Raw genomic sequence first — 12,412 nt, 5'->3', positions numbered from 1 at the left:
CTGCGCGGCAAACGCCGCATCTGGGGCGGGCGACCCGCCATCAGACGCAGCCTCTACCTGGCCGGCCTCATCGCCTCACGCCACGATCCGAACATCAAAGCCTTCAGAGCACGACTCGCCGCCGCCGGAAAACCGACAAAAGTCGCCATCATCGCCTGCGCAAGAAAACTCCTGACAATTCTCAACGCAATGGTCAAAACAGGCAAAGACTACAACCAAACCAAAGCCTGAAAGACAGTTGCTACCGGAGAGGTCAGAGCTTTTCGATCAGCTCGGGCACGGCGGTGAAGAGGTCGGCGACGAGGCCGTAATCGGCGACCTGGAAGATCGGGGCTTCGTCATCCTTGTTGATGGCGACGATAACCTTGGAATCCTTCATGCCCGCAAGGTGCTGGATGGCGCCCGAGATGCCGACCGCGACATAGAGGTTCGGCGCCACGACCTTGCCGGTCTGGCCGACCTGCCAGTCGTTCGGGGCATAGCCACTGTCGACCGCCGCGCGGGAGGCACCGACGGCGCCGTTCAGCTTGTCGGCCAGCTTTTCGATCAGGTCGAAGGACTCTTTCGAGCCCACGCCACGGCCACCCGAGACCACGATGCCGGCCGAGGTCAGCTCGGGCCGGTCGGAGGTCGCCACACGGTCCTCGACCCAGGCGGAGAGCGCATTGGCGCCCGGGCCGCCGATCTTTTCGACCGCAGCCGCGCCGCCGGTGCCGACGGCGGTGAAGCCCGCGGTCCGCACGGTGAAGACCTTGGTCGCGTCCGAGGATTTCACCGTCTGGATGGCGTTGCCGGCGTAGATCGGGCGCTCGAAGGTCTCGGCGTCGATCACGGCGGTCACGTCCGACAGGACCATCACGTCSAGMAGSGCCGCCACGCGGGGCAGCACGTTCTTGTTGGCCGCCGTCGAGGCCCCACAGATATGGCTGTAGCCAGAGGCGAGCCCCACCACGAGTGCGGCAGTCGCTTCCGCCATGGCGTGGCAATAGGCGTGGTCGTCGGCGAAGAGCACCTTGGCCACACCTTGCAGGGTCGCAGCCTCAGCCGCAGCGGCGTCACCCCCCGTGCCCGCGACCAGCACATGGACCTCGCCCAGCGTGGTCACGGCGGCCAGGGTCTTGGCCAGGGCGTCGGTCGCAAGGTGGCCGTCATTCACATCGGCAATCAGAAGAACGGCCATCAGAGCACCCCTGCTTCGTCTTTGAGTTTGGCGATCAACTCGTCCACCGAGCCGACCTTGACGCCGGCCTTGCGGCCTGCCGGCTCCACCGTCTTCAAGACGGTCAGACGCGGGGCGACATCGACGCCGAAGTCGGCCGGGGTCTTGATCGCCAGCGGTTTTGCCTTGGCTTTCATGATGTTGGGCAGAGAGGCGTAGCGCGGCTCGTTCAGGCGGAGGTCAACGGTCAGAACCGCCGGCAGAGTGACAGCAATGGTCTGCAACCCGCCATCGACTTCGCGCGTCACGGTGGCCTTGCCGTCGGCAATGGCCAGTTCGGAAATGAAAGTACCCTGCGCCCAGCCCAGAAGCGCCGAAAGCATCTGCCCCGTCGCATTCATATCGTTATCAATGGCTTGCTTGCCGCACAGCACCAGACCCGGCGCCTCTGCCGCCACCACGTCCGCCAGCAGCTTGGCCACGGCGAGGGGCTCGATATCGGTCTGCACGTCGGCGGTAGCCTCGATCAGGATCGCACGGTCGGCGCCCATCGCCAGAGCGGTCCGCAAGGTCTCCTGCGCCTGCTTGACGCCGATCGACACGACGATGACTTCCGTCGCAATCCCCTTTTCCTTCAAGCGGATCGCCTCTTCCACCGCGATCTCGTCGAAGGGGTTCATCGACATCTTCACATTCGCAAGATCGACACCGGACCCGTCCGCACGCACGCGAACCTTCACGTTGTAGTCGATCACACGTTTGACAGGCACTAGAACCTTCATCGCGCTTCCCTTTCAGCAGACAGTGCGGAACCGCTGGACCATCACATCCAGCACCACGGCCGGATCACGCAGCCACCAGTTCGCGGCACTGAAGATTTCAACCTCGCAAGAGCCCCGATAGCCCGCCCCCTCCACCGCTTGCCGCAGCGCTTTCAGGTCGGCCACGCCGTCGCCCATCATGCCGCGGTCGAGAAGCACGTCCTGCGTGTCGGCCAGCCAGTCGCAAAGGTGGTAGCCGAAGATCCGCCCGCCGGCCCTGAGCAGCTGGCGCGGCAGGTCGGTGTCCCACCAGACATGATAGACATCAATCGCCACGCCAAGGTTGGGCGCCCCGATCGCATCGCAGATGTCGAGCGCATCGCGGGTCGTGGTCAGGCAGGAACGGTTGCCGCCATAGACCGGGTTCAAAGGCTCCAGGGCCAGCCGAACATCGCGGGCGGCGGCATAGGTGGCGGCTTCGGCGACGCGGTCGGTCACCAGTTTCAGGCTTTCGCTGACGCCCTTGGTGCCGGGTTCGACACCGCCGACGACGATGGTCAGGACTTTTGCCTGCAGCGCCGCCGCCATGTCGATGGCGGCGAAGACGTCATCCATCACCGCGGCGCGCCCCTTGGGCGCCATGGGTCCGACCAGAAAGGGCGTGCGGCAGAGGCCTGCGACCTCAAGCCCGGCCAGCCTTGCCCTTGTGCCGATCTCGAACGCCCGTGTCCCGATCTCGCGGCGCCAGAAGACGATCCCGCCAAAGCCGCGTTCGGCGCAGGCGTCGATCACCCGTTCGGGCGACCATCCGGCACCTTTGCCGTCGATGTTATGGCCCAACGTGGCCGTGTTGAGGGCGAGGGCCCTGTGATCTTGCGAAAAGTCCCGCATCATGCGCCATAAAGGCCGAGGAGGGTCTTCATCCTCCGCACCGCAAGATCGGGGTCGCGCAGCAAGCCGCAGCCATCCGCCAACCGGAAGGTCTCGGTGAAATAGGGCAAGGGCCGCATCGCCTGCGCGCCGTTCAGCATGATGAAATGGTCCTGAAAGCCGTTGAGCCAGGCGAGGAAGACCACCCCGGTCTTGTAGAACTGGGTCGGCGCGCGGAAGATCAGCCGCGCCAGCGGCACGGTCGGGTCCAGCGTGGCGCGGAAGGCCGCTGCATCCCCCGCGTCCAGCTTGGTCACCGCGTAGGCGGCAGCCGGGGCCAGGGGGTCGAAGATGCCCAGAAGCGCGTGGGAATATCCCTGCGCATCGCCCTCGATCAGCTCGGGGTAGTTGAAGTCATCTCCGGTGTACATTTTGACGCCCTTTGGCAAGCGGCGGCGCATCCGGATCTCCTTCTCCTTGTCGAGGAGGGAAATCTTGATGCCGTCCACCTTGGCGACATTGGCACTGATCACCGCAAGCGCGGTTTCCAGCGCGTCCTCGAACGTCGCAGCCCCCCAATAGCCGGCGAGGGCCGGGTCGAACATATCGCCCAGCCAGTGCAGCACGACGGGCTGATCGCAAGCGGCAAGGACCTCGGAATAGACCTTGATGTAGTCTTCCGGCCCCTTGGCGGCCTGCACCAGGGCGCGGCTGGCCATCAGGATGATGCGGCCGCCCAGCGACTGGATCGCCTCGACCTGCATCAGGTAGGCGGCCTTGACCTGATCGAGCGTGTAGGCCCCCGGCGGCAGGTGGTCGGTGCCGCAGCCATTGGCGACCAGAGCCTCGGGCAGTTCGGTGCGGGTCTGGCGGATCAGCTCCAGCGCGCCGGGCCAGTCGAGGCCCATGCCGCGTTGGGCGGTGTCCATCGCCTCGGCAATGCCAAGGCCAAGTCCTGCCAGATAGCGGCGAAATTCCATCGTCTTCGCCCAGTCGACGGTGGCGCGGCCGCTCGGGTCGTTCGCGGTGAAGGGGTCGGCCACGACATGGGCGGCGGAATAGACCACGCGGGCCGGATCAGGCCCCAGTTTCGCCGCATCTATGGGCGTTCCGGTCAGCGTGTAATCCACCATCCGGCCGGTCTGATCAGGAAGGGCAATCTTCATGGGCGCACCTCAAAAGCGCGGGACAAGCATCCCGGCATCGGCCGAGATCACCTGTCCGGTGGTGTAGGGAAGCCTGCCGGTGGCAAGCGAGGCGATGATGGCGCCGATCTCCGCAGGGGTGCCGACGCGGGGGAAGAGGGTCAGGCCCTCTTCCGCGCGCTTGGCATAGGCCGCGATGACGGGGGCGGTCATTTCGGTGGCGATCAGGCCGGGCTGCACATCGTAGACGGCAATGTTCTCCGGGCCGAGCCGGACGGCCAGCGCCTTGGACACCATCGCCGCCGCGGCCTTGGAGGCGCAATATTCGGCGCGCTGGACAGCGACCGCCATCGCGTTGGAGGAGGTGACGTTGATGATCGCGTGAAAGAGGGCGGCGCGATGCCGCGACAGAAGGCGCCTGGCGAAAGCCTGCGACAGGAAGAACATCGCCTTGGCGTTCACGGTCTGGCAGCGGTCCCAGCTGGCCTCGGACACCGCCAGCAGATCCCCCCGGCTGAGGACGCCAACCCCGGCATTGTTGACCAGGGTGGTCAGGGGGCCAAGTGCGGCTTCCACCGAAGCCAGCGCCGCATCATGGGCGGCGAGGTTTGACACATCGAACGGCGCTGCGACACAGGGGCCGAGGGCGGAAACCTCCGCCACGGCGGCGCGCAGTTCGGCATCGTCGGACGGGCCGTTCAGCGCCACGGCAAAGCCTTCACGGGCCAGCGCCTTGGCGGCGGCAAGGCCGATGCCGCGCGAAGACCCGGTGACGAGGGCGACCGGACCGCTCATGCCCTTGCGCCCTTCTTCAGAAGCTCGCGCGCGATGATCATGCGCTGGATCTGGTTGGTGCCCTCGTAGATCTGGGTGATCTTGGCATCACGGTAGAGCCGCTCCACCTCGAACCCGCGGATATAGCCCGAGCCGCCAAAGACCTGCACCGCATCCGCCGTGCGCGCCACCGCCATGTCACCGGCAAAGCATTTGGCAATGGAACAGGACTTGGTGGCATCCTCGCCCCGGTCGATCTTGACCGCCGCCGAGTGGACCAGCAGGCGCGCCGCCTCAAGATCCTTGGCCATATCGGCCAGAAGCCACTGGACGCCCTGAAACTCCGCGATGGCCTTGCCGAACTGCTTGCGCTGCCCGGCATAATCCACCGCGGCCTCCAGCCCGGCCTGGGTGATCCCCACGGCGAGTGAGGCGATGCCGACCCGGCCCTTGTCCAAGACCGACATCATCATGTGAAAACCGCGCCCGGCGGTGCCGAGCAGGGCATCCGGGCCAAGGCGGACATCCTGGAAGGTCAGGGCGCCGACCTGGCTGGCCCTTTGCCCCATCTTGTGTTCCTTCGGGCCGCGCGTGACCCCTGCGGCATGAAGGTCGACGATGAAGATCGACATGCCGCGGTTGCCGGCCTCCTTGTCGGTGCGGGCAAGCACAAAACCAAGATCGGCGACCGGCGCGTTGTGGATCCAGATCTTGCCGCCGTTCAGCACCCAACCGTCGCCATCCGCCACCGCCGTGGTGCGGATGCCGGAGACATCGGTCCCGGCCTCGGGCTCGGTGATGCAATAGGCCACCTTGGTCTGCATCGCCAGCATCGCCGGGATCAGGCCTTGCTGCGCCGGGGAGCCATGCCGCACCAGAAGCGTGGTGATCAGCTCCAGCAGCCCGCACTGATCGGCGACCGAGGCATAGCCACGCGACAGTTCCTCCATCACCAACGCATAGGTCAGCGTATCGAACCCCGGCCCGCCCAGCGCCTCGGGCACGCCGATGCCGAACAGGCCCAGCTTGGCCATCTCGTCATAAAGCCCGGCGGGGAACTTTTCCTCGCGGTCCAGCTCCTCGGCCACCGGGCGGATCACCTCGTCCGCGAAGGTCCGCGCCATGTCGCGCACCTGAATGTGAGTCTCTGTCAGATACATCGCGTCCCGCCTTTAGTAACTATCTGGTTACATTATTGAGCGGCGACCCCCAAGGTCAAGACGGAAAAAACAGGGCAGGCCCGGAAACAGGCTTGCAGCGTCGAAAAACTCGGCTACAAATAACCAAATAGTTACTTAACCTCGGGGAGTCTCCCATGCAACCGACCCAGAAGCGCAAATTCGGACGGACAGATCTGGAGGTGACGGCCTTTGGATTCGGCACCGCACCGGTCGGCAATTTCCTGGCCGAGATCGACGAACCCACGGCGACTGCCATGTTCGACACGGCCTGGAACGCCGGGATTCGCCTGTACGACACCGCGCCGATGTATGGCCACGGCCTGTCCGAGGCGCGCACCGGGCAGGCGCTGCGCTGGAAGGACCGCGACGACTTCGTTCTGGCCTCCAAGGTCGGGCGCCTGCTGAAACCGGCGCGCCGGGCCAGCATCGACTTTGCGCCTTGGGTCAATGCCGCCCCCTTCACGATGCATTTCGACTATTCCTATGACGGCACGATGCGGTCGGTCGAAGACAGCCTGCAGCGCCTGGCGCTGGAACATATCGACATCATGTTCATCCATGACATCGACGTCTTCACCCGTGGCGCCGAGCAGCCCGAGGTGTTCAAGCAGGCGATGGACGGCTGCTACCGCGCCCTCGCCTCCTTGCGCGAACAGGGGGTGCTGAAAGCCATCGGGGTCGGTGTGAACGAATGGGAGGTATGCCTTGAGGCCCTGAAACAGCGCGACTTCGACTGCTTCCTGCTGGCTGGCCGCTATACTTTGCTGGAACAAGAGGCGCTGAACGACTTCCTGCCGCTGTGTGAGGCGCGCGGGGCGGCGGTTCTGGTCGGCGGCGGCTTCAACTCGGGGATTCTTGCGACGGGGGCCAAGCCGGGGGCAAAGTACAACTACGCCCCGGCCCCTGCTGCCGTGATGGAGAAGGTGGCCAAGATCGAGGCCGTCTGTGCCGCCCACTACGTGCCCCTGGCCGCCGCTGCCCTGCAATTCGTGGCGGCGCATCCGGCGATTCCCTCGTTCATCGCGGGCACCCGCAATGTCACCCAACTGCAGCAGAACCTCGCCTGGTTCAGCCACCCGATTCCCGCCGCCTTCTGGACCGAGCTGAAAGCGAAGGGCTTGCTGCGCGAAGATGCCCCGGTTCCGGCATGAGAGAGCTCGCGCCGGGGCGTCATGGCTTTGACGATGTGGCGCTGGACGACCGGATCGAGACGGCCAGGCTGACCGTGACACCCGCGATGATCGACGCTTTCGCCGATCTGACCGGCGACCGGTTCGAGATCCACCTGACCGATGCGGCGGCACAGCGCCACGGCTTTGCCGCCCGCGTGGCGCATGGCTTGCTGGTCCTGTCCCTGATCGACGGGTTGAAGAACCAGTGCCCGGCGCAGTTCAAGGCGGTGGCCTCGCTCGGCTGGGAGTGGCGGTTCCAGGCGCCGGTCCTCAGCAACGACACCGTTCAGGCGCGCCTGACCGTCGTGGAAAAGCGGCCCACTTCGCGGCAGGACCGCGGCATCCTGCGGCTGGAGGTGACCGCCGTCAACCAGCGGGCCGAGGTCGTGCAGCGCGGGCATAATCTGCTGATGGTCTATCGCTGAGGCTCAGCGGATCAGGATGGCCCGGAAATCGTTGACATTGGTCCCGGTCGGCCCGGGAACGAAAAGGTCGGACAGGGCTTCGAAGGCGGAATAGGCGTCATTGGCCGACAGGCGCGCGCCGGGGTCCAGGCCCTGGGCGCGCAGCCGCGCCATCGAACTGCCATCGGCGAAGGCGCCGGCATTGTCCTCGGACCCGTCGATGCCATCGGTATCGGCGGCGAGGGCGGCAAAGGGCACACCCTCGGCCGCGAGCGCCAGCGCCAGCAGAAACTCCGAATTGCGCCCGCCCCTGCCCTTGCCGCGCAGGGTGACGGTGGTCTCGCCACCCGACAGGATCACGACCGGGCGGCGGAAGGGGCGGCCGCGGCTCGCGACCTCGCGCGCGATGGCGGCGTGCATCCGGCCGATGTCACGCGCCTCACCCTCGATGGCGTCCGACAGGATCACCGGCGGAATACCCATGGCCTCAGCCCGGGCCGCCGCCGCCTCCAGCGACAATCGGGCGGAGGCGATGACCTTGACCTCATGCCCCGCAAAGACCGGGTCGCCGGGCATCGGCGCCAGCCCCTCGTCGCCCGCAAGCCAGGCGGCTACCTTGGGTGGCAGGTCGATCCGCCATGCCGCAGCCATGGCCCGCGCCTCGGCCCGCGTCACCGCATCGGGCACCGTCGGGCCGGAGGCCACCTGCGCCGGGTCATCCCCGGGCACGTCCGAGACGACAAGGCTGACCACCCGCGCCGGATGACAGGCCGCAGCCAGTCGCCCGCCCTTGATGCCCGACACCTGCTTGCGGATCGCGTTCATCACCGAGATCGGCGCGCCCGAGGCGAGCAAGGCCCGGTTCAGCGCCGCCTCGTCCTCAAGGGTCAGATCGCCCGGCGGGCAGGGCAGCAGGGCCGAGCCGCCGCCGCAGATCAGCGCAATGACCAGATCCTGCGGCCCCAGCCCCCTGACCGCCGCGAACAGCGCCGCACTTGCCGCAAGCCCCGCGGCATCGGGCACCGGATGCGCCGCCTCCATCACCCGGATCGCCATGGTCGGGCAACCGTAGCCGTAGCGGGTGACAACCACACCCTCCACCGGCCCGTCCCACAGTGTCTCGAACGCCGCCGCGAGCTGGGCCGCGCCCTTCCCCGCGCCGATCACCACGACACGCCCCTTGGGCTTGGCGGGGAGATGGTGGCGCAAGGCCTCGGTCGGGTCGGCGGCCTGCACCGCGGCCTCAAACAGACCGGTGAGAAAGCTGCGGTCTTCCGGGGTCATGCCAGTGCGACGTCGAACACGAAAACGCCCTCGGCCCCGCCCTCCGTTTCGGCCACGATGCGCCCGCCGATCGCCTGATGCTCCGGGTCCACCAGATAGGCATCGCGCACCGCAGCGTCGCGGAAATCAAACCAGAAGAGGTCATTGTACCCCCGCACCAGCGGCAACTCGGGTGAGACATTCGAGAAGCTTTTGAAATCAAGGATCCCGTCGATATGGCCCGACAACCCGGCCAGATCGCGGTAAATGCTCGCCTTTGTGGCGGCGCTGGTGCCATCGCGAAACCGCAGGGCTACGATATGTCGGATCATGTCAGTCCTTTCCCCCGAAACGGGGTTTGCGTTTGTCGCGGAAGGCGGCGAGGCCTTCGGCCAGATCGGAGGCGCCGGCCGCGAAACCTCCGGCGAGGATCTCCGGGATACGGCCCTGTTCTTCGCCCTCGGCACTGTTGATGAGCATCTTGGTCAGATCCGTGGCCAGAGGCGCACGGGCCAGAACACGTTCCACCACAAGTTCGGCGGCGGCAAGCCCCTCTCCGCTGGGGGCGATCTGATCGACGATGCCAAGGGCCAGCGCCTGATCGGCGGTGAAGACCTCGCCCATCAGCGCCATACGCCTCACCAGCTGCGCGCCGAACCTTCGGCTGAGGCGTTGGGTGCCGGACCAGCCGGGGATGATGCCCAGACCCGTCTCGGGCAGGCCGATCTTCACATGGGCCTCGGCAACCCTGAGATCGGCACAGGCGGCAAGCTCCAGCCCGCCGCCGAGGCAATGGCCGTTCAGCACCGCGATCAGCGGCTGGCGCAACCGGGCCAGGGCGTCAAAGGCCTGATGACCGTCGCGCAACCAGTGCAGGGCAAAATCCTGCGGAGACAAGGCACTCCACGCCGCGATATCTCCCCCGGCGCAGAAGGATTTGCCCTCGCCAGTCAGCACCACCATCCGCGCGTCAGAGCGTTCGATCTGGCGGCAGAGCGGCAACAGCGCGTCCACCATCGCCGCATCCAGCGCGTTCAGCTTTTCGGACCGGCGGATCACCAGCCGGGCGACCTTGCCTCTGATGGTCAGATCAAGCCGGGGGTCGGTCATAGCGCCAGCCCGAAAGCGGGCTCCAGAAACAGCCCGGCGTCCATCGTCCTGAGGTTGGACGCCACGGCCAAAGGCGTGGCCGACTGGTCCAGAATGTCGCGCTGCAGGTCCATGCCGGGGGCGATTTCGGTCACCACCAGCCCCTCGGCCGCGAGCCGGATCACGCAGCGTTCGGTGACATAGGTCACATCTTGCCCCTGCGCCCGCGCCCTGCGGCCCGAGAAGCTGACCTGATCGACCTTCGGCACGAATTTCGCCACCTTGCCCTCCTTGTCGATCACCAGCCGCCCGCCTTCGAGATGCATCTTCGCCCCGGCGTTGAAATTGCCGGAAAAGACGATCTTGCGCGCCCGCGCAGTGATGTCGACAAAGCCCCCCGCCCCCGCCGTCCGGTGCGGCGTGGCCGACAGGCGCGAGACGTTGACCGAACCCTCGGCATCAATCTCAAGGAACGACAGCAGCGAACAGTCAAAGCCCCCGGCCTGGAAATAGCTGAACTGGTGGGGCGAGGCGACAAAGGCCTCGGCATTGCTGGCGCAACCGAATTTGAAATCCAGAAGCGGGATGCCGCCCACAGCGCCCTGTTCGATCACCCAGGTGACCTTGCCGTGCAGCCCCTCCTCCAACAGGATTCGCGGCACGTTGGCCGAGATGCCGAAGCCGATGTTCACCGCCCAACCGGCTTGCAGTTCCTGCGCCACGCGGCGGGCGATCACCTTGGAGGGGTTGAACTCGGCCAAGCGGAAAGTGTCGAGCGGGCGGAACAGCTCGCCCGAGATCGCCGGGTCATAGGGTGTGGCGGTGGTCTGCAACTGGTCGGGCGCCTCGACGATCACGTCGACCAGAATCCCCGGCACCCGCACATCATGCGGCCGCAGGGACCCGTTTTGTGCTATCCTCCGCACCTGCGCGATGACCAAACCGCCGGAGTTGCGGGCGGCCAGCGCCATCTCCATCGCGCCGAGGGTGGCGCCTTCCTGTTCAAAGGTCAGGTTGCCATTTTCGTCCGAAGTCGAGGCGCGGATGATCGCCACATCGGGCTGCAGCGCCGGGAAATGCAGCCAGTCCTCACCGGCAAAATCGACCCGTCGCACCAGCGGCTTGGCCTTGGCCGAGGCGTTCATCGCACAGCCCTCCTGATCGGGGTCCACGAAGGTGTCCATCCCGACCTTGGTCAACACCCCCGGCCGCTTGGCCGCGCCTTCGCGCAGCATGTCGAAGACGATGCCCGAGGGGACGTTATAGGCCTCCACCTCTTCGGCCAGGATCATCTGCCAGATCAGCGGCGGCGCTGCGTTTGAGGGACCAGAGGGGTAGGACCCGCCGATGATCCGCACCAGCATGCCCTCCTTGGCGATGTGATCGACGCCAAGGCTGCCGAACATGTCGCCCGCCGCAATCGGGTGGATCGAGGTCAGACCGCGCGGATGCCCCTCCTCCACAAACCTTTCGCCCAGCGCCTTCAAAACCGCGTCCGGGCAACACAGACCGGACGAGGAATTGACCGCAACCATCGCCCCGTCCCGGATCAGCCGCACGGCCTCGGCAGCTGTTTTGATCTTGGACATCACGATTCTCCTCAAGCCCAGTTGCGCAACAAGTAACTAACTGGTTATAAGAATAAGCACGGCCTGCCAAGGGCGGCAAGCGGTTTTTCGCAGCCCTTTTGCGAGGCCCCAGATCAGCATCCACCGGAGGGGGAGAGGCATATGAACATCTGCTTTCAGAAGACCTACCAACGCAGCTTTGGCACTTTCCCCCTGCGGGGCGAGGAACTGAGCCAGGCCATCGAGGCCGCCATCGCAGCGGGCTACCGCGCCTTCGATACCGCGCAATGGTACGAGAACGAGGCCGAGACCGGGGCCGCCCTGAAGGCCAGTGGCGTGCCGCGCGAGGAGCTTTGCATCGTCACCAAGGTGAAGCCCGACGCCTTTGGCGCGGTCGATTTCCTGCCCTCGGTCGAACAGAGCCTGAAGGATCTGCAGGTCCTTCAGGTCGACGTGCTGTACCTGCACTGGCCGCCGGCCGATGGGAACATCGCCCCACCCCTGCGCCTGCTGGAACAGGCCATGGCGCAGGGCCTGACGCGCAACATCGGCATCTCGAATTTCACGGCAAAGATGATGCGCGAGGCCAAGGCCATCGTGTCGGCGCCGATCGTCAGCAACCAGGTCGAATTTCACCCGCTCCTGAACCAGAACATCCTGCTGGCCGCTGCGGCAGAGACGGGGATTCCCCTGTCCTCCTATTGCTCGGTGGCGCGGGGCGAGGTGTTCAAATACCCGCTCTTCGCCGAGATCGGCGCCGGCTATGGCAAGTCGGCGGCGCAGGTGATCCTGCGCTGGATCCTGCAAAAGGGCGTGTCGATCAACACGATGTCGACCAAACCGGCCAATATCAAAGCGAATTTCGAGGTGATGGATTTCACCCTGTCCTCGATCGACATGGCGCGGATCGAGGCGATGACGGCGACCGGCTACCGCGTGGTGACCAAGGAAAAGGTCGCGATAGCACCGGACTGGGATTGAACGAAAAGGGGCGGCCCGATCTGGGGCCGCCCCTTTTGCACGGGC

At 65.9% G+C, this 12,412-nt stretch carries 13 protein-coding genes and 1 pseudogene; 4 read left to right on the top strand and 10 right to left on the bottom strand.

Going from position 1 to position 12,412, the window contains the following annotated elements:
• Positions 1-231: pseudogene (locus AC1DVR_RS16475) on the top strand (hypothetical protein); the annotation flags it as partial.
• Positions 232-253: 22 nt separating this feature from the next.
• Here AC1DVR_RS16475 and AC1DVR_RS16470 read toward each other — a convergent pair.
• From AC1DVR_RS16470 to AC1DVR_RS16445, 6 genes are read right to left on the bottom strand one after another with little or no spacing between them, the layout of a single operon-like run.
• Positions 254-1,180 carry an electron transfer flavoprotein subunit alpha/FixB family protein gene (locus AC1DVR_RS16470; RefSeq protein WP_478001689.1) on the bottom strand — a complete coding sequence of 309 codons (927 nt, stop codon included), beginning with the start codon at positions 1,178-1,180 and terminating at the stop codon, positions 254-256.
• Positions 1,180-1,941: an electron transfer flavoprotein subunit beta/FixA family protein gene (locus tag AC1DVR_RS16465; RefSeq protein ID WP_478001688.1), complete on the bottom strand. Its 762-nt coding sequence runs from the start codon at positions 1,939-1,941 to the stop codon at positions 1,180-1,182. The genes AC1DVR_RS16470 and AC1DVR_RS16465 overlap by 1 nt, the downstream gene beginning before the upstream one ends.
• A 12-nt stretch (positions 1,942-1,953) precedes the next feature.
• Positions 1,954-2,811, bottom strand: a complete 858-nt coding sequence (locus tag AC1DVR_RS16460; protein ID WP_478001687.1) for a sugar phosphate isomerase/epimerase family protein — start codon at positions 2,809-2,811, stop codon at positions 1,954-1,956.
• Complete coding sequence (locus AC1DVR_RS16455; RefSeq protein ID WP_478001686.1) at positions 2,811-3,956, bottom strand: dihydrodipicolinate synthase family protein; 1,146 nt, start codon at positions 3,954-3,956, stop codon at positions 2,811-2,813. The genes AC1DVR_RS16460 and AC1DVR_RS16455 overlap by 1 nt, the downstream gene beginning before the upstream one ends.
• A 9-nt stretch (positions 3,957-3,965) precedes the next feature.
• Positions 3,966-4,730: a 3-ketoacyl-ACP reductase gene (locus AC1DVR_RS16450; protein WP_478001685.1), complete on the bottom strand. Its 765-nt coding sequence runs from the start codon at positions 4,728-4,730 to the stop codon at positions 3,966-3,968.
• Positions 4,727-5,869: an acyl-CoA dehydrogenase family protein gene (locus AC1DVR_RS16445; RefSeq protein ID WP_478001684.1), complete on the bottom strand. Its 1,143-nt coding sequence runs from the start codon at positions 5,867-5,869 to the stop codon at positions 4,727-4,729. Before AC1DVR_RS16445 ends, AC1DVR_RS16450 begins: the two co-directional genes overlap by 4 nt.
• 155 nt (positions 5,870-6,024) lie before the next feature.
• On the opposite strand from AC1DVR_RS16445, the gene AC1DVR_RS16440 reads away from it, so the two are divergent.
• Positions 6,025-7,041 carry an aldo/keto reductase gene (locus AC1DVR_RS16440; RefSeq protein ID WP_478001683.1) on the top strand — a complete coding sequence of 339 codons (1,017 nt, stop codon included), beginning with the start codon at positions 6,025-6,027 and terminating at the stop codon, positions 7,039-7,041.
• Positions 7,038-7,487 carry a MaoC family dehydratase gene (locus AC1DVR_RS16435; protein ID WP_478001682.1) on the top strand — a complete coding sequence of 150 codons (450 nt, stop codon included), beginning with the start codon at positions 7,038-7,040 and terminating at the stop codon, positions 7,485-7,487. Before AC1DVR_RS16440 ends, AC1DVR_RS16435 begins: the two co-directional genes overlap by 4 nt.
• 3 nt (positions 7,488-7,490) lie before the next feature.
• Here the strand turns inward: AC1DVR_RS16435 and AC1DVR_RS16430 are convergent, their stop codons facing one another.
• From AC1DVR_RS16430 to AC1DVR_RS16415, 4 genes are read right to left on the bottom strand one after another with little or no spacing between them, the layout of a single operon-like run.
• Positions 7,491-8,750, bottom strand: coding sequence for a glycerate kinase type-2 family protein (locus AC1DVR_RS16430; RefSeq protein WP_478001681.1), 1,260 nt, complete (start codon positions 8,748-8,750; stop codon positions 7,491-7,493).
• Positions 8,747-9,061: a Dabb family protein gene (locus tag AC1DVR_RS16425; protein ID WP_478001680.1), complete on the bottom strand. Its 315-nt coding sequence runs from the start codon at positions 9,059-9,061 to the stop codon at positions 8,747-8,749. Before AC1DVR_RS16425 ends, AC1DVR_RS16430 begins: the two co-directional genes overlap by 4 nt.
• A gap of 1 nt (position 9,062) precedes the next feature.
• Positions 9,063-9,839, bottom strand: coding sequence for an enoyl-CoA hydratase/isomerase family protein (locus tag AC1DVR_RS16420; protein ID WP_478001679.1), 777 nt, complete (start codon positions 9,837-9,839; stop codon positions 9,063-9,065).
• Complete coding sequence (locus AC1DVR_RS16415) at positions 9,836-11,407, bottom strand: acyl CoA:acetate/3-ketoacid CoA transferase (protein ID WP_478001678.1); 1,572 nt, start codon at positions 11,405-11,407, stop codon at positions 9,836-9,838. The genes AC1DVR_RS16420 and AC1DVR_RS16415 overlap by 4 nt, the downstream gene beginning before the upstream one ends.
• 141 nt (positions 11,408-11,548) lie before the next feature.
• Between AC1DVR_RS16415 and AC1DVR_RS16410 the strand changes: the two genes are divergently transcribed.
• Positions 11,549-12,367 (top strand): aldo/keto reductase, encoded by an 819-nt coding sequence (locus AC1DVR_RS16410; protein ID WP_478001677.1) that lies wholly within the window; start codon positions 11,549-11,551, stop codon positions 12,365-12,367.
• Positions 12,368-12,412 lie beyond the last annotated feature (45 nt).

The organism is Rhodobacter sp. P2_H5 (genome assembly GCF_056403335.1).
This window is presented reverse-complemented; position numbering and strand designations above follow the sequence as displayed.